The organism is Streptosporangium sp. NBC_01639 (assembly GCF_045209755.1).
Taxonomy (GTDB): domain Bacteria; phylum Actinomycetota; class Actinomycetes; order Streptosporangiales; family Streptosporangiaceae; genus Streptosporangium.
This window is the reverse complement of sequence record NZ_CP109272.1, coordinates 6,048,686-6,070,455: the sequence shown is the minus strand read 5'-3', so window position 1 is coordinate 6,070,455 and position 21,770 is coordinate 6,048,686. Positions and strand designations below refer to the sequence as shown.

Genomic DNA, 21,770 nt, shown 5'->3' with positions numbered 1-21,770 from the left:
ACAAGCATCACGGACATCACCGACATCACGGATACGGTATCGGGGAGAGTGGGGCTCCCGCGCGACGGCCGCAGATAACCGTTTTCTGGTAGAAGTAGCGCAAACGATCAGGAAGGCGATTTCAGGGTGAGCATCGTCATCGTACGGCGCCCAGAGCGACGGCCGCCGCCCAAATCTCCTCGGGGCGAGATCCTGCTCGAGTCACCGCCGGAGGTCCCCGAGGTCCAGTCGCAGGGCTTCACCGCGGTGCTCACCTACCTGCCGATGGTCGCGGGCGCCGCCGCGATGGGCCTGATGTTCACCTCCAACGGGAACAGCAACCCGATCATGTACGTCTCGAGCGGCCTGTTCGCCATATCCATGCTGGGCATGAGCCTCGGCCAGATGGGCCGGCAGTCCGGCGAGCGCAAGCAGCAGCTGAACGGCCAGCGCCGCGACTACTTCCGCTACCTGTCCCAGATCCGCAAGAAGGTACGGCGGGCGGCGAGGCAGCAGCGCGAGGCTCTCGAGTGGAGCGGCCCCGCCCCAGACACGCTGTGGTGGGTCGCCATGAGCCAGCGGCTGTGGGAACGGAGGGCCCGCGACGAGGACTTCGGCACGGTACGGCTCGGCACCGGTGTCCAGAAACTCGCCATCCAGCTGATCCCCCCGGACTCCAAACCGGTCGAGGACCTGGACGCCCTGACGTCCGGGGCGCTGCGGAGATTCATCCGGGCACACTCGACGGTGTCCGGGCTGCCGGTGGCCGTGGCCCTGCACTCCTTCGCGCGGATCAACCTGACGGGCGATCCGCTGGCCGTACGCGAGCTCGTGCGCGCGATGATCGCCCAGATGACCGTGTTCCACTCCCCGGACGACATGCGGATCATGGTGTGTGCGAACAAGGAGTGGATGACCCAGTGGGATTGGGTCAAGTGGCTCCCCCACGCGCTGCATCCGGACGAGGTCGACGCCGCCGGCCCGGTGCGGCTGATGGCCGACAACCTCGCCCAGCTCGACCAGCTGCTCGGTCCGGAGCTGAAGGAGCGGGCCCGGTTCCGGCCCGGCGCCTCCGGCGACGCGCTGCCGTACCACGTGCTGATCATCGATGGCGGGCACGTGCCGCGCGACTCCCAGCTCGGCATGGACGCCATCGACGGCGTCACCGTGATCGACCTGTCCGGAGCGTCGGGGCCCATCGAGGAGAAGAACACGCTGCGGCTGGACATCCAGCCGGACGGCTTCTTCATGATCAAGATTGACCACGCGGGCAAGAAGACCTCGACCCGGCTGGGCGACCCCGACAAGCTGGACTTCCTGCGGGTGGAGGGCCTGGCCCGGCAGCTCGCCCCGCTGCGCGTGTCGACCGCGAAGGGAGGGGAGGCGCAGGACGTCCTGGCGATGAACACCTCCCTGACCGACCTGCTCGGCGTCGGTGACCCGGGCCGCCTTGACCCGGCGGCGACCTGGCGGCCCCGGGCGGGGCGCAACCGGCTCCGGGTGCCGATCGGTCTCGGCGTGGACGGCCGTCTGGTCGAACTCGACATCAAGGAGTCGGCGCAGGGCGGTATGGGGCCGCACGGCCTGGTCATCGGCGCCACGGGATCGGGCAAGAGCGAGCTGCTGCGGACCCTGGTACTCGGCCTGGCGATCACCCATTCGTCGGAGATCCTGAACTTCGTCCTGGTCGACTTCAAGGGCGGCGCCACCTTCCTCGGCCTCGACACCCTCTCCCACGTCTCGGCGGTCATCACCAACCTCGAAGACGAGCTGCCCCTGGTCGACCGCATGTACGACGCCCTGCACGGGGAGATGGTCCGCCGCCAGGAGCTGCTCCGCTCCGCCGGCAACTACGCCTCCCTGCGCGACTACGAGCGCGCCCGCGAACAGGGCGTCGACCTGCGGCCGATGCCCACGCTGTTCGTCGTGATCGACGAGTTCAGCGAGCTGCTCTCGGCCAAACCCGAGTTCATCGAACTGTTCGTGATGATCGGACGGCTCGGCCGCTCGCTCGGCGTCCACCTCCTGCTGGCCTCCCAACGCCTGGAGGAGGGACGGCTGCGCGGCCTGGACACCCACCTGTCCTACCGCGTCGGTCTGCGGACATTCTCCGCGATGGAGAGCCGGGTCGTGCTCGGCGTCGCCGACGCCTACGAGCTGCCGTCCGCCCCGGGCAACGGCTACCTCAAGTTCGACACCACCGGGATGACCCGGTTCAAAGCCGCCTATGTGTCCGGCGCCTACCAGGCGGATCCCCTCATGGCGGCGGCGGTGGACGGGCAGGGGCCGATCCGGCAGGTCGTGGAGTACAGTCCGGAGTTCTCCCCGGTCCCCGTGGCGGAGGAGCCGAAGAAGGAGCTGACGGCGGCGGAGGACGCGCCGGCCGACAGAGGGGCGCTCAGCATGCTGGACGTCGTGGTCAGCCGGTTGAACGAGCACGGACCGCCCGCCCACCGGATCTGGCTGCCGCCGCTGGGCGACGCCCCGACCCTCACCCACCTGCTTCCGCCCCTGTCGGCGACACCCGAGTTCGGCCTGAGCACGACCGGATGGGCGGGCCGGGGACAGCTGCACGCCGTCGTGGGCATCATCGACAAGCCGTTCGAGCAGCGGAGTGACCCGTTCTGGCTGGACCTGTCGGGAGCGACCGGACACGTCGGCGTCGCCGGGGGGACGCAGAGCGGCAAGAGCACGGTGCTCCGCACGCTGATCACCAGCATCGCGCTCACCCACACCCCACGCGAGGTGCAGTTCTACTGCCTGGACTTCGGCGGCGGCGCCCTCTCCTCGCTGGAGGGGCTGCCCCACGTGGGCGGGATCGCCAGCCGCCTCGACGGCGACCGCGTCCGCCGTACGGTCGCCGAGATCGCCACCCTGCTCCAGCAGCGGGAGCGCGACTTCACCGAACAGGGCATCGACTCGATCGTCACCTACCGGCAGCAGGTCGCCGACGGGACGATCCAGGGCGACCGGTTCGGTGACGTCTTCCTGGTGGTCGACGGCTGGCTGACCGTACGACAGGAGTTCGACTCGATCGAACCCGTGATCACCGACCTGGCCGCACGCGGGCTCGGCTACGGCATCCACGTCGTGGCGGCCACCAACAAGTGGTCGGAGTTCCGTCCCGGCATCCGCGACCTCTTCGGCAACCGGATCGAGCTGAAACTCGGAGACGCCTACGAATCCGAGGTCAACCGCAAGGCGTCGCTGGCCGTGCCCGAAGGCGTTCCGGGCCGGGGACTCACCCGGGAGGGTCTGCACTTCCTGTCGGCCCTGCCGCGGATCGACGGCGTCCAGAAGGCCGAGGACCTGTCAGCCGGGGTGCGCACGCTCGTCCACGCCGTCCGGGAAGCCTGGCAGGGAGCCCCCGCTCCCGCCGTACGGCTGCTGCCGGCCGTGCTGCCCGCCGAGACGTTGCCCGACGCGACGCAGAGCGGGCCGAACCGGATCCCGATCGGCATCGACGAGGCCAACCTGGCGCCCGTCATGATCGACTTCGAGGTCGACCCGCACTTCGTCGTGGTGGGCGACACCGAAAGCGGGAAGTCCAACATGCTGCGCCTCATCACCGAGGGCCTGGTCGCCCGGCACACGCCGCAGGAGGCCATGATGATCGTGATCGACTACCGGCGGGCACTGCTGGACTCCGCCGCCACCGAGCACCGCATCGGCTACGCCGCCTCCAGCGCGGCGGCGACCGACCTGATCCAGGACGTGCGCAGCGCACTGCTCAAACGGCTGCCTCCGGCGGATCTCACACCCGACCAGCTACGGGCCAGGAACTGGTGGCAGGGCTCGGACCTGTACATCGTCGTCGACGACTACGACCTGGTGGCGACCTCGTCGAACCCGCTCCAGCCGCTGGCCGAACTGCTGCCGCAGGCCCGCGACATCGGCCTGCACCTCGTCATGTCCCGGGCGATGGGCGGTATCGGCCGGGCCATGTTCGACCAGGTCATCCAGAAGGTCAAGGACATGGCCAGTCCCGCCATGATCCTGTCCGGCAACAAGGACGAGGGCTTCGTGTTCGGCAACGTACGCCCCCAGCCCTTCCCGCCGGGCCGGGGCATCTACGTGGACCGGAAGTACGGAGCGCGCCTGGTGCAGACCGCCCTCATGCCGCCCCCGGAGGTCGGCTGACGGATCTCCCACCGGTCCTCCCGCCTCCTGGCCGGAGGACCGGCGGAGCCCGTTGAGCGCGTGCCGGGCGGTGACGGGGTCCCCGTCGCCGCTGTGGTGACCGCGGGCGGCGATGCGGTGGTGCAGGTTCGTGTCCGGGCGGATCCCGTGCACCCGCAGGTGGTAGGTGACGGTGCCGGTGCCGGTCCACGCGCCGTCGGCGTGGAAGCTCAGCGGCACGACCTGCCCGCGTGACGGCTGCAGCCGGTCGACGTCCAGGCCATCGGCTTGAACCGGTCCAGGACGATGAACCAGCCGAAGCCCACGAACGATCAGACGTCAGCGGAGGAAAGAGAACTCGCCTGGTTGGCCGCCTCATACACCGCGGCATTCGCCCTCAACCGCTCTTGGACGTCGCCGATCTCCTCGATGTAAGCGTCGAAAGCGTCGAATATCTCCTGCTTGACGCGTGGGAGGTTCTTCTCCAGCTCCGCGCCGTACTGGTCGTCGCCCAGCGGACGGCCCTCTCGCAGAAACGCCTCATTCAGTGCGGCGTACTCCTCCCGGAGGAAGTCGCGCTCGTCACCGTAGTACTGGGCTCTGCGGCGCAGTCCCGCCCACTCCGCGTAATAACCGCCGGGCACCGTCACCGTCGGCTCTCCGACTCCCTGGACGGCAGCTCCACCGGCTGTGGCAGGAACGACTCGAAGCTCGCACCCTCTCCGAAGAGCTCCTCGTACGGCAGGCCGTCCGGCACGAAGGGGGCCATCAGCTCCTGCGTCCGAGCCGACACCTCACCCGTCGCCGCGCCGATCTGCTCCATGATCGACTGTGCGAGCTCCGACGCCGACAGCTTCCGGTAGACACGCGGATCAAGCTCGATGTTCTGCACCTGACCGCGCGGCCCCACCGTCACGGTCACCATCCGGTCCTCCGAACGGGCGGTCGCCACCAGCTCGTTCAGCTTGCCGTACGCATCACGGAGCTGCGCCGCCTGCCGGTTGTACTCGTCGGCCAGCTCATCGATGGCCAGCCGAAACTCATCACTCACCGCGATCACCCCTGATAAGCCGATAAGTCACAAAATTACCAATTACCTCACAGATACCAGCTATTTTCCAGCGGAGCGGACCTGGGCACCCGGGAATCCCTGTGACGCTCCTCGCACCCGGTCAACAGGCTCAGCGTGCAGCCCGCCTCCATGCCGTCTCCGGAGCCCGGACGCGTCCACCCGCGCTCCTCCGCCGCGGCGGCTCATTCGGCGAACGGCGTCTACGCCGACGGGCCCGGACGACGGCCGACGGCTTCCCCAGACTCCTCATTGCTCTCATTGGTCTCCGTGAGGACGGCGGCGGAGGGACCACTCCAGTTGATCAGCCCATCGATGCGATTCAGACCTGGGCGCACGGGCGGAGCGTCGTCCGGTACGGCGTGCGGCGGATTCGCCGCCGCGGCGGACTCGTCCCCCCTGCGGGTCGCCGGGCCGCCCTCAGGGCCAGGGGGACCCGACCAACTGCCGTCGGCCGGGAGGCTCACTCGCTCCGCGGTCTCGCCGTTCGGGCGTTTGATTCTCTCCCAACCATTGGGAATCGGGTCATCCGGCAGGAATATCTTCATCTCCCCGCGCCCGCCGAGGTCCAGCGAATCGCTGAAATTATCGCGGTTATGGGGTTGCATGCTCTCGGGTCCGCCATACCACAGCACATCAGTGGAGGCGATCACCGCCCGCCCGGTCCCCTGGGACAATTTCACCCCGAAAGACACTTTTCCTCCGCCCAAATTGCAGGAGTAAAGGAAGATCGCGTCGTTCGGCCGCAGGCCGGGCTCGTTCAGCAGCAGCGGTACAAATCTCCGGGGGGAAAGTCCCCGATGACCAATCCCGAGCCTCCCCCGGCCTCCATGAGCGAGCGGCTGGAATGCACCATCCACGGGGAGCAACCGGTCGGCTAGAGGTTTCAATCCCATGTCATGTTTGCTCCCCTGATCGCGATACCACACTCCCCCATTAATTTGTTCTCGATGCGCTTTGAAATGATGGGCGTTCTCTCCGGTGAGCTTCGGAGGAGCGTGTGCGACCTGGTTCTTCTCTGCAGCGGAAACGGCACGCTGACTTACCTCACCATGGGTCAGGAAGTAATGCCTGTTGCCATTCGGACTCTCGTGGATCGCGAGAACCCGGAACGGCGAGTCCGGACTGAAGACCACCTGATGCGGCCTGCCCGAGATATCCGAAACCGGGATGATGTCGTCGGAGCGGATGGTCAACCGTACGCTTCCCTGCATGTCCGGCAGGTAGCCAGGGTCATCGACCCCCTCGAGAAGTCCCTTGAAGGTGAAGGTGCGACCAGCGGCCAGATCGCCCGGCATCCAGTCCGCCGGCACGCGCACCTGGACGTGTCCCTCGCTGCGCGGCCGCGAAGCCAGCTCCAGCGCCGCTCGTTCCACCCAATCATGTGCCCTGGCCAGTTCCGCGGGGTCTCCCCGACCGGCCGCCGCCTCGTTCACCTGGCGGAGATTGTCACCCATCATCAGGCGGGGCAGCACATCACCGGGATTCACCGTTCGCGGGTCGCGCATGGACCACTGGAAGGGATTCCCACCGTGATCGCGACTCGCCTCGCGTACGGAGGCACCATCGGGGTCTCTTAACAGGGGGCGATCCCCATCGGCGTTGCGCGCGACGTGCCCGAACCGGTCCATGACATCGTCATGCCAGTCCAGCCAGTCCAGCCAGTGCTGCCAGTACACCTTCCTGCTTTTGATGTCTCTCCCGCCTTCGATGTCCAGCCTGCGTTTGAGCTCCGGCCTGAGTGCCTCCAACCGCTCCGCCACCGCGGCGACATCCACCTGACTCAGCGCGTTGCGGCCGAACGCGAAAGAAGTGGATCCTTTGCTCTGCTCACCCTGGAGTGGGGTGAGAAACTCCCGCGAGAGTGCCGGGTCCAGCGCGGACAGACGATCGGCGTCGATCGTAAGGCGGCGGGCACCGCCGCCGTCCGGACCCTCGGCCCAGGAGCCCTCTCTTGTGGTCAGCACCCTGTGCAGGGCAAGCGCCACCCGCTCGTCGGCCGTCGGGGAGGGGTGGGTGAAGTAGACGGCCGTCTCGCTCGCGCGGAAGACCCCGCCGCCCGCCTCGCCGACGGATCCGTGCGAAAGGAGCGCCGCCTCATGGTCATCGGCACCACGCGAATCGTTGTGCTCGAAGCGGAAAGCCTGGTGTCCGTCGTTGAAGGTGACGAGTTCCCGTGCTTTACCGTCCTCGCCCATGACCTGCTCGAAGCGGAAGATCCCCGTCGCGACGCTTCTGCCCAGAGCGCCATTGTCATAGCGCAGATAGAGAGTGTCACCGGAACGGCGACTCGGGACCTCCTTCAGCCCGAGGACGCGCCCGACCATCGCCGACGCCTCAACCTGGAGGGCTTGTCCTCCGGTGAAACGGACTGCGGACACCCCGTCGTTGAAGGTGACGATCTCCACCTCTCCGAGGTTGCCGCCTTTGATGACGCGAGTGTCGCGGATACCGGTGTTGACGCTGCGTTCCAGCCGCCCGCCGGGATCCAGGACAGCGGGATCGGGAGTGGCGGCCCGATCCGCTTGTCCGCCCTCGCTCAGGGACCTGACCTGCTGCCGGTCTCCGCCGGGAATCGGGGTGTCGGGCAGGAATATGCGCAGGTCTTCGCGCTCGGCGAGTCCCCGCGGACCAGTGTTCCCCTCAGCGGGGTGGACGGTTGTGGCACCGTGCCGCGTCTCGGGCACCCCCGCGGTAACGGTGACTACCACGTGCCCGGTCCGCTGGGCCAGTTCCTGTGCGAAAGCCGTCTGGCCCAGGCCCCCGTTGTCGTGGTGAAGGAAGATCGTCGTGTGGGGACGCAAGTGGGAATCGTTCAGCAGCAGCGGCGCGAACTCAGCGGCCGTGAGCTGCTTTCCACCGATGAGAACCCCGTTCTGGTCTCCATGGACGAGCACCTGGAACCCGCCGTACACCCGGCGGAGCGCGCCGGCCGCCGCCCACAGGTAATTTTCATGGGGGTTGCCGGAATCGAGGTACAAAATCCCTTTGTTGAAGGGTCGTCGATGCGATTTAAGGTGATCAGCGTTCTGCCGGGTGAGAACCGGAGGAGTGCTCGCGCTCCGGGCCCCCTCTACGGCGGAAGCGGCGCGCTGGCTTTCCCCGCCATGGGCCAGGAGGTAATGCGTGCCGCCGTTACCGTCCTCCTCGGCGAGCAGCCGGAACCGTGAGTCCGGGCCGAAGAGCACATGACGCGGCCTGCCCGAGATATTCGAAACCGGGATGATGTCGTCGGAGCGGATGGTCAACCGCACGCTCCGCTGCACGCTCTGCTCCATGTCCGGCAGGAAGAAAGGGTCATAGACCCCTTCGAGAAGTCCCTTGAAGATAAAGATGTGATCAGAGCCCGGATGGGTCAGATCACGAGAAATCCAGTCCGCCGGAACCCGCGCATGGACGATCCCCTCACCGCGCGGCCGCGAAGCCAGCGCCAGCGCCGCTCGTTCCACATAATCGTGTGCCCTGGCCACTTCCGCAGGGTCCCCCCGACCGGCCACCGCTTCGTTCACCTGGTGGAGATTGTCGCCCTCCAGCAGACGGGACAGCACCTGACCGGGATCCACCGTTCGCGGGTCACGCTCAGACCATCGAGGGACATTTCCACCGTGATCCGCACCGCGATCACGGCTTCCTTCGTCTACCGAGACACCGTCGCGGTCTCTCGGCAGGGGCCGATCACCGTCGGCATTCCGCTGGCCATGGGGGCCGGGCGGGCCGCCGGGATCGTGGTGCGCCTCCGCGCCGGGTCGAGCGGGTTGTCCATCCCCCCGACCATGTTGTCCATTCCCCCAGCCATGCGGATTGGGCGGGTTTTCTGCGGGGTTGTGGTGGTACATCACCGCGCCGTCCGGTAGCCCCGGGTAGCCATCCGGCCGAGGATTGCCCCTGACCGGCGGCCCGATCACCGTGTAGGGCCCTCCCGTCGCCCGGATGTCGGAGACCGTCGTGGTCTGCCTTTCGGGTACGGAAGGCTGCCCGGCCGACTCCCCCTCACGAGCGGGAGGTGCGGTGTCGGGCCCGGGGTGGGACGGTACCAAGCCGCCGTCGTGCCCGGCGGCGGGCACGACCGGCCCGCCCTGCTGGGCGGCCGTGTGCGGCACCGCCTGACTGCCTGAGCTGTCAGTTGCCCGAGGTGCGGGCTGGCCGCCGTGTCCTTCTGCCGTCTTGGGTGCAGTCTGACCGTTTTGCTCTCGCGCCGGCCGGGGTGGGGCCTGGCCGCTCTGCTCGGCGGGCGCGTGCGGCGTTGCCGCGCTCCCGGCCGCGGGCTCGTCGACCCCGGTACGCGCCGCAGGGGCGCCACCCTTCGCCGGACGGGCGGGCAAGACCTCATCGGCGGCAGCGGCGGCCTTCTCTCCCGGCGCGCCACGACCGGGCACCCCGTCGCCGCCTTCCGGCGCCACCCGCTCACCCGGCCTGCCGGCGCCCTCCGCACCGACCCTGCCCACCGGATGCGCGGGTGTGGCTTCACCGGCCGCTCCATGGGCGGGCGCAACCCCGTCGGCCCCCGGACGGGCGAGCACGACTCCCACGCCACGATCAGCACCCACCTGACCAGTCGAACCGCCGCTGTCGCGGGACGCCACAGCGTGATCACCGGCGGCGCCCCCCACGTCAAGCGCGGCCAAAGACGTCCGGTCCGACGACACCGGCGACCCCGGCCCCGGCGACTCCGGCCCCGGCGACTCCGGCGACACCGGCGGCGAACCCTCCGGCGGCGGTGTCGGGCCCCGCCCCTCAGGCACGCCACCGGACCTATCGCCGGACCCACCGCCATGCCCACCACCGCCACCGCCACCGTGCTCGCCGCCGGACCCGGGAGCGCCGGTGACCGCGTCCGGATGCACCGCGGTCGGCCCCACCCCCCCCAACACACCCGAGACGACGGAGTAAAACAGGTGCTCGGAGTCCAACTGCCCGTTCATCGCCAGCATCGGCACACTCGCCACGATGGCCGCCGTCCCACTCAGCGCCGCCTGCCCCGCCACCGTGTTCGGCGCCCCCGCCAGCAGGCCACGCACACTCCCGGCCCCGTCCTTGGCGACCACCCCGACCATGTCATCGGTCACCAACTTCGACGCACCGAACGTCATCCCACCAAACAGCAACCCGGTCAACGCCCCCGTGCCCGCCGACCACACCAGCGAGCCGCCATTGAACTCCTCCCGGTGCCCGGCCAGCCACTGCCCCCCCTGCACACCGGCATCCAACCCGCCCATGATCCCGCCGAACAACCCCATGTTCTTCAGCAGATGAGCCTTGATCATCTGGTTTTCCATCCGGGTGAACGCCAGCCTGCTCCAGATCAACGGCGTGACCCCGGGATTGGCCAGGGCGAAGATCCGCAACTTCGCGATCATCACAGCGGCCAAAAACGCCCCCACGATCATCATCCACTGGGTGTGATCGATATCGGTCGCGTGCCGCCGCGTCGCGGCCGCCTCCCGGCTCACCAGATCCTTCACATACGCCAACACCGCCACCGGATCCCCACCACCCGGCCCGCCACCCGGCCCGCCACCCGGCCCGGCCGCACCACCCGCCGACGCCACCAACCTGCCGAACAGCCGCGCGAACTCCTCCTTGGCCGCCCCGTCCCACGCCCCCGCCTCCAGCAGATGAGCCACCGCCGCACCCGACTCCAGCTGGAAACGCCCCAACGCCTCCGCCAACCCCTCCAACTCCGCCGCCTTAGCGGAGATCTGCGCGTAAGACCCCTCCGGGAACGCACCCCCCGCGATGAACGGCCAGAACGGCTTGATCAAATCCGGCACGAAAACATCCGGATCCATCAACGCCCCCCGCCCACAGGGCCCGAAACCCCAGCGCCCGCACCCGCAGCACCCGGGCCCCCAGCATCTGGGCCCCCGCCCCCCAACTTGCTCACCATGTCGCTCAACGCCAGCAACTGACGCTCGGCATAGGCCATACCGTCGAAAGAGCTCAAGAGGCAGCCTTCCTCGTCAGCCCGCCGCATCCCCGGACGCGACTCAGAGGGCGACCGAAGGGCGAGCGGCCCGGCATACAGGGTGAGTCTGAAAGTCCCGAACGATCACTTTCCATCCAGCTGGGCTGTGAACGCAAGCCGTAGGACCGTTCCAATCGCCATTCCCCCAAAACGGACCGTCACGATCCATGGTCAACTCAGGAGGCGGGACCGGTAGGGGGGCCATCGATCGGGTAGCCGGTGTCCCCTCGCCGAGCTGCGCCGCCTGCCGGTCGTACTCATCGCCGGCCGACCGAAAGTCGTCACTCACCGCGATCACCTCTAATAAGCCGAACAAGCCCCTGCGTCACAGAAACAGCAATTGACCCAGAATTATCAGGTGATATCCGCCAAAGCGAGCATAGAAGGGCAGAGCGGCCAAGGATCACATGTCTTGGTCGAAGTCGGCGGTCTCACGGCGCATCTGATCGAGGATCGCGAACTCCTCGGGAGTGAGATCGGCCGCGACGCTCAACCTCCCCGTCGAGGTCTCCAGCACGATGGGCGGCTTCGACGCATCGGGTGCGGAGACGACCGTGAAGACGGACGTGACCGGATCCATGTCTTCGCTCATGGCGGATCCTTGAAATAGAGAACGGACCGTACATCGTCCCATTCTTCCGGGTGGCGGACGACGGCCGCCGAGGACCACAGGTCCGGATTCCGGTCTGATCGACGCACCGGCCGGACTCCCCCGCCGCGGCCTCCCCCAGAAGATCTCTGTCCACTATCATCGGCTTTCATCGGCTTTGCGCCAAGCCGGAAGGGGGCAGCTGGGTGGCTGGTACAGATATCCACTTCGACGCGCTTGAGCAGTGCCGCACGACCACGAAGAAGCTGGCCGGGAAGTACGGCGACCTCGCCGACACGTACCCCGCCACGTCGACCGACTCCTCCATCTTCGGAAGGTTGACGGACTCCAGCTCGCTGGCCAGTGCCATCGACACGATCGAGAAGACGATCGACGATGAGCTGGGCCAGGTCAAGAGCAAACTCGAAGGCGTGGAGCGCGCGCTGGACACCGTGCAGGAGAACGTCCACCTTGCCAACAAGGCTTCCGGCGGGGAGGACGGCTCATGACGGCAGGCACCGTACCGCTGCTCACCAGAAGGATGGTGCCCCAGTGACCGACAGGGGTGGCGACAGGGAGCCGATCACTCCCACCGTTCCGGGCAGCTCGGAACTGCTCAACATCGCCATGAAGGTCAACGGCGACAAAACGTCGATCACCGCGATCGCCACCCGGTGGCGGGCCGCGGCGGGCAAGGTGAACGAACACGCCCGCGAGCTCGGTGGCGCGGTGAACGTGGTGGACGGCGCCTGGGAGGGTGAGTCGGCAGACGCGTTCGACACGTATATGCGCAAGTACGGCAAGGCCGGCGACGCGTTGCACGATGCGCTGTCACACTGCGCGCTCTCTCTCGACACCGCCGCTGGAACGCTCGCCACCGCCGAGACCAAAGTGAACAACCTCGTCGGCAACCTCGTCACCCAGTGGAACAACTACTGCGCCGACAATCCCAAGAAGACGGAAGCGGAGCTCGCGCCGGGGATCAAGGGGGCAGTCGACCAGGCCGTCAGCGATGCCCGCGTCCATCTCGCCGACGCCGACGAGGCCGTCTCCACGGCGGTGACCGATCTCAAGAAGCACATGGACGAGCGGTCGATCACCTTCAAGGACATTCCCGCGCCCGGTGACGAGAAGTTCGTCCCGGCGCCCGGGCGCACCGTCGTCTGGAAGCCGACCCCCCAGCCCGATCCGGGACGGACCACGCTCGCCGGTGCGAACGGCGGTGGCTCCGGCGGATACGGCGGATATAGCGGATACGGTTCCACCACTTCATCGGGTGGGACCGTGCCCCAGCCGAAAGAGAAGGTCGTGGATTGGATCAAGCAGGCAATCACGATCATCAAATCGGACGAAATGGCGGGCATCCTCAAAAAAAGAGGGATTGACGTCAGCGATCTAGACCCGAACGACCCGAAGGCCATCGATCGGATCTGGACGATCATCTATCACGAGTCCGGCGGGAACCCCAATGCCCAGAACAACGAGGACATCAACGCACGCAACGGCGTCCCGTCCCAGGGGCTGATGCAGACGATCCCGCCCACGTTCGACGCGAATGCCCTTCCCGGCTACAACAAGATCAAGGAACCGGTCGACAACATCATCGCCGGTGTCCTGTACACCTACAAACGCTACGGATCTCTCGCCGAACATCCCGGAATCTATTCCTTGGAGAATGTCCCCGGGGGCGGGTACAAGCCGTACTGACGGCCGGACGGGATCGGCCAAGGCGTCCCGGTTAGGCTGTGGTGATGAAACTAACCAAGTTCGGCCACGCGTGCGTCCGTCTGGAGAAGAGCGGCTCGATCCTGGTCGTCGACCCGGGCTCCTTCAGCGAGGAGTCCGCACTCGACGGAGCGCAGGCCGTCCTCATCACCCACGAGCACTTCGACCATGTGGATGCCGACCGGCTGCGCAGAGCCGCCGAGGCCAACCCGGCACTGGAGATCTGGACCAACGAGGCCGTGGCCGCCACACTGGCCGACGTCCCGGCGAAGATCCAGGTCGTACGGCACGGCGATGCCTTCGACACGGCGGGGTTCGGGGTGAAGGCCGTCGGCGAGTGGCACGCCCCCAACCACCCGGACCTGCCGATCGTGGGCAATGTCGGTTTCCTGGTGGACGAAGAGGTCTTCTACCCGGGCGACGCGCTCACCCCGCCCGGGGTCGAGGTCCCCACCCTCCTGGTGCCGACCAACGCGCCGTGGCTGAAGGCGTACGAGATGGTGGAATACCTGCGCCTGGTCCGGCCGGCCAGGGCCTTCTCCACCCATGACGGCCTGCTCAACGACATCGGTCTCGGCTTGATCGACTCGTGGCTGGGCATGGAGGCGGACAAGCAGAAGGCCGAGATGCGCCGGCTGAAGCCGGGCGAGTCGGTCACGCTGCCCTGAGAGCCGCCCCCGGGTAACCGCACCGGCCCGGCCCCGAGCGGCACCGCCGCGGCCTCCTCACGCCGCCGTGGCGATGGTGGCCGACCCGATCACGGTGTCGCCCAGGTAGAGCACGGCCGCCTGACCGGCCGCCACCCCGGTGGCGGGGGTGTCCAGCGTGATGTGGACCTCGTCACCGGAGAGCTGGGCGCGGCAGCCGTACACCTCGCCGTGGGCGCGGAGTTGGACCGTGCAGGCCAGCGGCTCGCGCGGCTCGGCGGCCGGGCCGTTCCAGACCGGCCGGGTGGCCACGATGGTGGTGACCTCCAGCGCCGAGCGGGGGCCGACCGTGACCGTGTTGGAGACGGGCTCGATGGACAGCACGTAGCGGGGGCGGCCGTCGGCGGCCGGGCGGTCGATGTGCAGGCCCTTGCGCTGGCCGACGGTGAAGCCGTACGCGCCCTCGTGCGCGCCGACGACCGCACCCGACTCGTCCACGATCGGGCCCTCGGCCGTGCCGAGGCGGTCGGCGAGGAAGCCGCGGGTGTCACCGTCGGCGATGAAGCAGATGTCGTGGCTGTCGGGCTTGTCGGCCACCATGAGCCCGCGCCGCGCGGCCTCCTCGCGGACCTGCGCCTTGGTGGAGTCGCCCAGCGGGAAGATCGCGTGCTTGAGCTGCTGCCTGGTCAGCACGCCGAGCACGTAGGACTGGTCCTTGCCCGCGTCGGGGCTGCGGCTCAGCACGCCGTCGGCGATCCGCGCGTGGTGCCCGGTGGCCACCGCGTCGAAGCCCAGCGCGAGGGCCCGGTCGAGGACCGCCTCGAACTTGATCTTCTCGTTGCAGCGCAGGCAGGGGTTGGGCGTGCGGCCCGCGGCGTACTCGCTGACGAAGTCCTCGACGACGTCGCGGTGGAACCGCTCGGCCATGTCCCAGATGTAGAAGGGGATGCCGATCACGTCGGCGGCCCGGCGGGCGTCTCGCGAGTCCTCGATCGTGCAGCATCCCCGGGCACCGGTCCGGTACGACTGGGGATTGGCCGAGAGCGCCAGATGCACGCCGGTCACGTCATGGCCCGCCTCGGCGATGCGGGCGGCCGCCACGGCGGAGTCGACGCCGCCGGACATGGCGGCAAGCACACGGAGTCTCATAACCCCTTGAGCCTACCCGCGTCGGCGGACGTCCGTCGTGCGGGAGATCCGGTGGCCGTGCGGTCCGTGCCGCTCCTCCGCTGACGGCCTTTCCCGGCACCGGGATCCGGCATCAGCTCAGGCCCGCGCGGCGGGCCCGCTCGACGACGAGGGCGATGACGCCGACCAGCCGGTCGACGTCGGCCGAGGTCGAGGTGTGGCCGAGGGTGAAGCGGAGGGAGCCCCGCGCCCGGACCGCGTCGGCGCCCATGGCGAGCAGGACGTGGGAGGGCTGGGCCACCCCCGCCGAGCACGCCGAACCCGTGGAGCACTCCACCCCCTTGGCGTCCAGCAGCATGAGCAGCGCGTCGCCCTCGCAGCCGGGGAAGGAGAAGTGGGCGTTGCCGGGAAGCCGGTTCACCGGGTCGCCGTTGAGGATCACATCGGGCACCGCCTGGCAGACCCGGCGGATCAGATCGTCGCGGAGGCCGGTCAGCCGGGCCGCCGTCTCGGCCTGACGGGACACCGCGATCCGCACCGCCGCCGCGAAGCCGGCGACCGCCGGGGCGTCGAGCGTGCCCGAGCGCACGTCGCGCTCCTGGCCTCCGCCGTGCAGCACCGGAACCGGGTCCACGCCCCGGGCGAGCAGCAGCGCGCCGACGCCCATCGGGCCGCCGACCTTGTGCCCGGAGATCGTCATCGCGTCGACGCCGGAACCGGCGAACCCCACCGGGAGCTGACCGACGGCCTGGACGGCATCGGTGTGGAAGGGGATGCCGTGGTCGCGGGCGATTCCGGCGAGCACCCGGACCGGCTGAACGGTGCCGACCTCGTTGTTGGCCCACATCACGCTGACCAGCGCGACACTGTCCGGGTCGCGCTCGATCGCGGCGCGGAGCGTCTGCGGGTGCACCCTGCCGAACTCGTCGACGGCGAGGCGCTCGACGGTCGCACCCTGGTGCTCCGCCAGCCAGTGCGCCGGGTCCAGCGCGCCATGGTGCTCCACCGCGCTGATCAGGATGCGGCTCGCGCCCTTCGCCCGGCGGGCCCAGTAGAGGCCCTTGATCGCCAGGTTGTCGGCTTCGGTGCCGCCGGCGGTGAAGACCACCTCGCTGGGCCGGGCGTCGAGTGCGTCCGCGATCGTCTCCCGCGACTCCTCCACCACCCGGCGGGTACGGCGGCCCGCCGCGTGCAGCGACGACGCGTTGCCGACCCGGCCGAGGTGGGCGGTCATCACCTCGATGGCCTCGGGAAGCATCGGCGTGGTCGCCGCATGATCGAGATAGGCGGACTCCACGACCGCACTCCCCTCCCAGCTCTGTTCTGCCTTCCAGGCAAGGGTATCCGTGCTCCCGGTGAACACCGTCACGGGTTTGACCGCTAAACCGTCCAGACGGTACAGTAATCGGCATGAGACGGGAGGAGTTGTTGGACGCGGCAGAGGATCTGCTCTGCGACCAGGGCTCCGCAGCGCTCACCCTCGCGGCCGTCGCCGAGCGCGCCGGATGCAGCAAGGGTGGCCTCCTTTACCACTTCGGCACCAAGGAAGCCCTGATCAAGGGCATGGTCGAGCGGCTCATCGAGGACTTCGACCAGCTCGTCGCCGCCCAGGGCCGCGGCACCTACACCAAGGACTATCTGGCCGCCACGTTCGCGGCCGTGCAGAGCGGCCGGCTGAGACGCTGGGCGGTGGTCACCGGGGCGTCCGGCAACCTCTACCTGCTCGCCCCGCTGCGCACCGCGATGGCCCGTTGGCACCGTGAGGGACTGGACACCGAGCCCGACCCCGTAGCCGCGCAGATCGTCCGTCTCGCCTGCGAGGGGCTGTGGGACGTGGCCAGCCACGACCCCGATCTCTACGACGACGCGCACTACGCCGCGTTGAAGCAGCGCCTGCTGGACCTGCTGCCCGCCTAGCCGGGATCACTTTCCGCACTGTCTGGTGGTCGCTTCCGCTTACGGAAGCGACCGGTTTATGTGTGCCCGTTTTCACGTGGCAGAAACATCATTGAAGGGACTTCAAGCATGACCCGCGACCTGAGGACGGCCCGCACCGGTGCGGTTCTCACATTCCTGCTCGCCGGACTTATGTGTGGATCGATGACCGTGCGCATCCCCGCGCTGTCCGACAAACTCGGCCTTTCCGAGGGGTCGGTCGGCGTCATCCTCCTCGTGTGGGGTCTGGGAGCGCTGGTCACCATGCAGTCGATGCGCGGCGTGATGACGCGCTTCGGCAGCCGGAGCATTCTGCGGGTCGGCGCCCCCCTGTGCGCGGCCGCTCTGACCCTGATGGCGTTCGCACCGACGTTCCCGACGCTGCTGGTGGCCGCCGGGCTCTTCGGCATGGCGTTCGGCGCGGTGGATATCGCGATGAACGCGCAGGGCTCGACGGTCGAGCGCGCCTATGGCCGCCCGCTGATGAACGGCATGCACGCGGGCTGGTGTGTGGGCGCGATCTCCGCGGGTCTGCTGGGCACCGCGGCCATCGCGGCGGGACTGTCGTTCACCGCCCACCTGACCCTGATCGCCCTGCTCTCCCTTCCCCTGCTGATCGCCATCAGCCGCACCTACCTGCCGGATCCGGCCCTCGCCGACGGCCACGAGACGGGTGCCCGGCGCCGGCGGATGCCCCCGGTCGTCTACCTGCTCGGCGTGATCGCGTTCTGCGCGTTCATGGTGGAAGGCACGGTCGCCGACTGGAACGGGCTCTACCTGCGTAACGTCCTCGGCGCTCCCGAGGCCGTGGCCGCACTGGGGTATCCGATCTTTGAGGTGGGCATGCTGCTCGGCCGCCTCACCGGTGACCGCGTCCGGGCCCGTTTCGGCGCCCGCGGCATGATCATCACCTCCGGGCTGGCCACCGCCGCCACCTTCAGCGTGGTCATCACGGCCTCGACGGCCCTGGTCGCCATCTCCGCCATGCTCTTCGTGGGCGTCGCGGTGGCCACGGTCTCCCCGATGGCGATGTCCCTGGCGGGCGACGCGGTCGACAACCCGGGCCCGGCCATCGCCCAGACCGGTGCGATGGGCTACGCCGGACTGCTGCTCGGCCCGGTGATCATCGGCTTCCTGTCGGACGTGGCCACACTCGGGACGGCACTCGGCATCGCCGTCGTGCTCGGGGTGCTGATCGCGCTGGTCGCCCGGTTCCTCCCCCGGCGCGGCGCGGCCTCCGCCCCGGCCGGGTCCTCGGAGCGCGAATTCTCCATGGCCGCCTGACCCGTCCCCGCGCCGGAAAGACCGGGCCGGTCAGACCGGTGCACGGCCCGGCCCCCCCGGCGGCCCCCGGCGGTGCTCCGGCGGTGCTCCGGCGCCCCCGGCGGCGCTCCGGCGGATCCCGCTCTCGCCTCTCCGACGGACGCGCACCGTTCCACCGCATCCCCAGCTGGCTCCATAGCTTCTTATCTCATCATTTAAGACAATTTGGCTCAAAAAATGAGATTCTTCTATGGTGTCTCCATGAGAACCCCCAACCGTTGGGCCATGCTGAGCCTGGGCGTGGCCGCGCAGGGTTCAGGCTGCGTGTTCATGTACGGGCTGCCGTTCCTCCTCCCCGCGCTGCAGGCGGAGCGGGGTCTGAGCCTGGCGCAGGCGGGAATCCTGGTGGGCGCGCCCAGCGCCGGGATGCTCTTCACCCTCATCGCCTGGGGCTGGATCGCGGACCGCTACGGCGAGCGGCTGGCCATGACCACCGGACTGGCCCTGGCGACGGTCTTCCTGGCGCTGGCCGCCCTGACCGGCACGCCGGCCGTACTGGCGATCATGCTGGCGCTCGCGGGAGCCGCCGGCGCGTCGGCGAACGCGGCCAGCGGCCGGGTCGTCCTGGGCTGGTTCCCCAAGGAGAGACGCGGCGTCGCCATGGGCTGGCGGCAGACCGCCCAGCCGCTCGGGGTCGCCGTCGCCGGGGCCGTCGTCCCACCCTCCGTCCACCTGTGGGGAGTGCGGGGCGCGCTGCTGGTCATGGCCGCCATCACCCTGGTCACCGCCGTGTCGGTCGGACTCCTGGTCGTCGACCCGCCGAGAGGCGACCGGGCCGCGGGCGAGCGTACGGCCTCGCCGTACCGCGACCCGGCCCTGTGGCGGATCCACGGCGCGAGCATGCTGCTGGTCGTACCCCAGTTCGTGACGGCCGGGTTCGCCCTCACCTATCTGGTCGCGGCGCGCCACTGGGAGGTGGCCTCGGCCTCCCAACTCGTCGCGGCGGCCCAGTTCGGCGGCGCGGCCGGGCGCCTGCTGTGCGGCAGGTGGTCGGACCGGGTGGGCAGCCGGGTCCGGCCGATGCGACAGCTCGCCCTGGTCAACGGCACGGTGATGGCCCTGCTGGCGACGGCCACGCAGATCGGTGCCGACGCCGCCACACCGCTGCTGATCGCGGCACTGATCATCTCCATGAGCGGCAACGGCCTGGCCTTCACCGCGGTCTCCGAACTGGCCGGGACCTCCTGGGCCGGCCGGGCGATGGGTGTCCAGAACACCGCCCAGAACCTCGTCTCCGCCGCCACCCCCGGAGTGGTCGGCGCCCTCATCACCGGAACCGGCTTCGCCACGGCGTTCGGGCTGGCCGGCGCCCTGGCACTCGCCGCCGCCCTCGCCACCCCGGGCCAGGCGGGGAGCAGCCCCGAGGTCCCCACGCCTCAGGTCGCGACCGGCAACTGAACCCCGGTGCCACCGACCCCGCAGTAGCCGTTCGGCACCTTGAACAGGCATTGCTGGTGGTAGCGGTGCGCTTCAGGCAGTAGATGGTGATCGTGCGTCGATCTTCAGTCACGAAGTTTGCGAAGTCGCTGCGCCAGGTCGGGGATGTCTTCCAGCTCGCCTGTGGTTACGGCGATGACGAGCCTTTCGGCTTCGTCCACGTCCCGGTACTCCAAGATCTCCCCGTTGTCCTCCAGAAAGACGACGGCCGCCGCCCAGGCGAGCCGCTTGTTACCGTCCACCAGCGGGTGCCCGATCAGAATGCTCTGCATCAGAGCCGCCGCCTTCTCCCACAGGTCCGGATAGGCGTCATCGCCGAAGACGGTGGTCTGCGGGCGCAGCACCGCTGCGTGCAGTTGGCCACCATCGCGGAGAAGGACCTCCGGCAGCACCACCTCGGCCAAGGCAAGAAGGTCCGAGGTGGTCGGATAGAGCGTCATCGAGCGAGCCGCTCAAGCAACTCCCGGTCCCGCTCAGCGACCTTCCGGCCCATCGCCTGGTAGCGTTCCCGCCTCCGTCGGGCGATGTATTCCTCGATGGCCACCACCATCGCCGAGTTGACGCTCTGCGCGTCACCGCCGGCGATCTGCTTGATCTGCTCGTACGTCTCATCCGGCAGCCGAAGCCGTGTCTCAGCCATACGACCGACGGTACCACTTTTTGGTACCACTTCTCGGTGACATGACGGGCCTTGAACCCCCATTCCTTCGAACCGGTCTTGCTTCAAGCGAAGTACCCATAGTGCAGCGTGGCGGACAGGGCTGCCCCAGGCCGGGCATGAGCCCCGGCGAGCACAGACCGAACGGAGCAGCTCCGCCTGCCCGTACTGGCCCCGACCCTCGGCCGGCTCGCCTTCGCCTGGATCGCTTGAGGGCGACGACAAAGTTGCACAGGCAGATGTCGCTCACACCCCGGAGGCGCGTGAGCTGCAATAGGAAAGTCGACGCTACTCCTCCCTCAGTACCAGACCCGTCTGACAGGCGTTCTACCCGGACGGGTCACCTAGCTTGCCGTTGGTGCCACCGACCCCGCAGTGCCCGTCAGGCTCTCAACAGCGTGACGGTGGTTTTCGGGTGTATTGGAGCTCAGCTCAAGCAGCGGGAGCCCGAGGCGTCAGACGGACCTCGACATCCGCATCCAAAGCACGCGCCAGGCGCTCCAGCACCGGCAACGTCGGGATCGTTCCGCCTGCCTCGAATCGCGCCACCGCCGACTGGGTCATGCCGGCCGCGCGCGCCAGGTCGTTCTGACTCCAGCCTCGCCCTTCACGCATCGCCCGGACCGTCTTACCCAGCTCGTAGGCGATACGTGTGGCCTCGTAGGCCTCAGCCGCACCTGGCTCGGCCATCCGGCGATCTCTGAGCTCTCGCCAGCTCCCTTGCCCGCTCATACCGCTTCTTCTCCCTCATCGACGGTGTGCGCCAGCTCAGTACAGCGACGCATGGCTCGCCGAGCCCGCTCAACCTCACGATCATCGCGCGTCCGCGTCTTGTGGAACACGGTCAAGAGCACGATCCGGCGGCCGGTCGCGATCCAGTAAGTGATTCGCACAGCGAACTCGTCGAGGTGAAAGCGGAGCTCGCGAAGCTTTCCGTCAAGTTGCTTCGTGTAGGGCTCCCCCAGCACAGGGCCCTCCGCCGCCAGCAGATCGACATAGAAAGCCACCCTCGCGAACGACGCCGCAGGCAGATCTTCGAGCCACTTCCGAACTTCTGGTTCCAGCTCTACGGTACCCCAGCTCATAGCGTTGATGCTATGAGCCGTACCTCTGTCGTACCTTGCTTTCGCCTCAACAGGCGCTCCACTCGGACGGGTCACCTAGCTTGACGCTGGTGCCACCGAGGCTGCAGTAGC

The 21,770-nt window shown here is 68.5% G+C and carries 17 protein-coding genes; 7 read left to right on the top strand and 10 right to left on the bottom strand.

Annotation, left to right across the window (positions count from 1 at the left end; all coding sequences use genetic code 11):
- Positions 1-126 precede the first annotated feature (126 nt).
- Positions 127-4,119, top strand: coding sequence for a type VII secretion protein EccCa (eccCa, locus tag OHA77_RS27770; RefSeq protein ID WP_406312377.1), 3,993 nt, complete (start codon positions 127-129; stop codon positions 4,117-4,119).
- Between the two features lie 311 nt (positions 4,120-4,430).
- Here the strand turns inward: eccCa and OHA77_RS27765 are convergent, their stop codons facing one another.
- From OHA77_RS27765 to OHA77_RS27750, 4 genes are all read right to left on the bottom strand, one after another.
- Entirely contained in the window at positions 4,431-4,748 is a 318-nt protein-coding gene (locus tag OHA77_RS27765; protein ID WP_406312376.1) for a hypothetical protein, read from the bottom strand.
- Positions 4,745-5,149, bottom strand: coding sequence for a YbaB/EbfC family nucleoid-associated protein (locus OHA77_RS27760; RefSeq protein WP_406312374.1), 405 nt, complete (start codon positions 5,147-5,149; stop codon positions 4,745-4,747). Before OHA77_RS27760 ends, OHA77_RS27765 begins: the two co-directional genes overlap by 4 nt.
- A gap of 221 nt (positions 5,150-5,370) precedes the next feature.
- Positions 5,371-10,956, bottom strand: a complete 5,586-nt coding sequence (locus OHA77_RS27755; RefSeq protein WP_406312373.1) for a hypothetical protein — start codon at positions 10,954-10,956, stop codon at positions 5,371-5,373.
- A 579-nt stretch (positions 10,957-11,535) separates the two neighbouring features.
- Positions 11,536-11,724, bottom strand: a complete 189-nt coding sequence (locus tag OHA77_RS27750) for a hypothetical protein (protein WP_406312372.1) — start codon at positions 11,722-11,724, stop codon at positions 11,536-11,538.
- Between the two features lie 203 nt (positions 11,725-11,927).
- Here OHA77_RS27750 and OHA77_RS27745 point away from each other — a divergent pair, with 203 nt between their 5' ends.
- The 3 genes from OHA77_RS27745 (at position 11,928) to OHA77_RS27735 (ending at position 14,114) form a co-directional block, all read left to right on the top strand.
- Entirely contained in the window at positions 11,928-12,230 is a 303-nt protein-coding gene (locus tag OHA77_RS27745; protein ID WP_326825254.1) for a hypothetical protein, read from the top strand.
- A 118-nt stretch (positions 12,231-12,348) separates the two neighbouring features.
- Complete coding sequence (locus OHA77_RS27740) at positions 12,349-13,428, top strand: transglycosylase SLT domain-containing protein (protein ID WP_406312371.1); 1,080 nt, start codon at positions 12,349-12,351, stop codon at positions 13,426-13,428.
- 44 nt (positions 13,429-13,472) lie between these two features.
- A complete protein-coding gene (locus OHA77_RS27735) occupies positions 13,473-14,114 on the top strand; it encodes an MBL fold metallo-hydrolase (protein ID WP_406312370.1) in 642 nt (213 codons plus the stop codon).
- A 57-nt stretch (positions 14,115-14,171) separates the two neighbouring features.
- Here OHA77_RS27735 and mnmA read toward each other — a convergent pair whose 3' ends face one another.
- On the bottom strand, positions 14,172-15,242 hold the full coding sequence (gene mnmA / locus OHA77_RS27730; protein WP_326825257.1) for a tRNA 2-thiouridine(34) synthase MnmA: 1,071 nt from the start codon (positions 15,240-15,242) through the stop codon (positions 14,172-14,174).
- Positions 15,243-15,354: 112 nt separating this feature from the next.
- Positions 15,355-16,518, bottom strand: coding sequence for a cysteine desulfurase family protein (locus tag OHA77_RS27725; protein WP_406312369.1), 1,164 nt, complete (start codon positions 16,516-16,518; stop codon positions 15,355-15,357).
- Positions 16,519-16,631: 113 nt separating this feature from the next.
- Between OHA77_RS27725 and OHA77_RS27720 the strand changes: the two genes are divergently transcribed.
- The 3 genes from OHA77_RS27720 to OHA77_RS27710 all read left to right on the top strand — a co-directional run bounded on the left by OHA77_RS27720 (position 16,632) and on the right by OHA77_RS27710 (position 19,877).
- Positions 16,632-17,138 (top strand): TetR/AcrR family transcriptional regulator, encoded by a 507-nt coding sequence (locus OHA77_RS27720; protein WP_326825259.1) that lies wholly within the window; start codon positions 16,632-16,634, stop codon positions 17,136-17,138.
- 108 nt (positions 17,139-17,246) lie between these two features.
- The gene (locus OHA77_RS27715; RefSeq protein ID WP_406312368.1) at positions 17,247-18,440 is read left to right on the top strand and encodes an MFS transporter; all 1,194 of its coding nucleotides are present in this window, start codon (positions 17,247-17,249) and stop codon (positions 18,438-18,440) included.
- Positions 18,441-18,680: 240 nt separating this feature from the next.
- Entirely contained in the window at positions 18,681-19,877 is a 1,197-nt protein-coding gene (locus tag OHA77_RS27710) for an MFS transporter (protein WP_326825261.1), read from the top strand.
- Between the two features lie 104 nt (positions 19,878-19,981).
- Here OHA77_RS27710 and OHA77_RS27705 read toward each other — a convergent pair whose 3' ends face one another.
- The 4 genes from OHA77_RS27705 to OHA77_RS27690 form a co-directional block, all read right to left on the bottom strand.
- The gene (locus tag OHA77_RS27705) at positions 19,982-20,311 is read right to left on the bottom strand and encodes a type II toxin-antitoxin system death-on-curing family toxin (protein WP_406319882.1); all 330 of its coding nucleotides are present in this window, start codon (positions 20,309-20,311) and stop codon (positions 19,982-19,984) included.
- 41 nt (positions 20,312-20,352) lie between these two features.
- Positions 20,353-20,556, bottom strand: coding sequence for a CopG family transcriptional regulator (locus tag OHA77_RS27700; RefSeq protein WP_326825116.1), 204 nt, complete (start codon positions 20,554-20,556; stop codon positions 20,353-20,355).
- A 450-nt stretch (positions 20,557-21,006) separates the two neighbouring features.
- On the bottom strand, positions 21,007-21,306 hold the full coding sequence (locus OHA77_RS27695) for a helix-turn-helix domain-containing protein (protein WP_184755100.1): 300 nt from the start codon (positions 21,304-21,306) through the stop codon (positions 21,007-21,009).
- Positions 21,303-21,659 carry a type II toxin-antitoxin system RelE/ParE family toxin gene (locus OHA77_RS27690; protein WP_406312367.1) on the bottom strand — a complete coding sequence of 119 codons (357 nt, stop codon included), beginning with the start codon at positions 21,657-21,659 and terminating at the stop codon, positions 21,303-21,305. The genes OHA77_RS27695 and OHA77_RS27690 overlap by 4 nt, the downstream gene beginning before the upstream one ends.
- Between the last annotated feature and the right edge of the window lie 111 nt (positions 21,660-21,770).

Coding starts and splice junctions, on each gene's coding strand:
- OHA77_RS27715 (WP_406312368.1), top strand. CDS start 17,247: ATGACCCGCGACCTGAGGACGGCCCGCACCGGTGCGGTTCTCACATTC.
- OHA77_RS27740 (WP_406312371.1), top strand. CDS start 12,349: ATGAAGGTCAACGGCGACAAAACGTCGATCACCGCGATCGCCACCCGG.
- OHA77_RS27755 (WP_406312373.1), bottom strand. CDS start 10,956: ATGGATCCGGATGTTTTCGTGCCGGATTTGATCAAGCCGTTCTGGCCG.
- OHA77_RS27695 (WP_184755100.1), bottom strand. CDS start 21,306: ATGAGCGGGCAAGGGAGCTGGCGAGAGCTCAGAGATCGCCGGATGGCC.
- OHA77_RS27710 (WP_326825261.1), top strand. CDS start 18,681: ATGAGAACCCCCAACCGTTGGGCCATGCTGAGCCTGGGCGTGGCCGCG.
- OHA77_RS27690 (WP_406312367.1), bottom strand. CDS start 21,659: ATGAGCTGGGGTACCGTAGAGCTGGAACCAGAAGTTCGGAAGTGGCTC.
- OHA77_RS27735 (WP_406312370.1), top strand. CDS start 13,473: ATGAAACTAACCAAGTTCGGCCACGCGTGCGTCCGTCTGGAGAAGAGC.
- OHA77_RS27750 (WP_406312372.1), bottom strand. CDS start 11,724: ATGAGCGAAGACATGGATCCGGTCACGTCCGTCTTCACGGTCGTCTCC.
- mnmA (WP_326825257.1), bottom strand. CDS start 15,242: ATGAGACTCCGTGTGCTTGCCGCCATGTCCGGCGGCGTCGACTCCGCC.
- OHA77_RS27720 (WP_326825259.1), top strand. CDS start 16,632: ATGAGACGGGAGGAGTTGTTGGACGCGGCAGAGGATCTGCTCTGCGAC.
- OHA77_RS27700 (WP_326825116.1), bottom strand. CDS start 20,556: ATGGCTGAGACACGGCTTCGGCTGCCGGATGAGACGTACGAGCAGATC.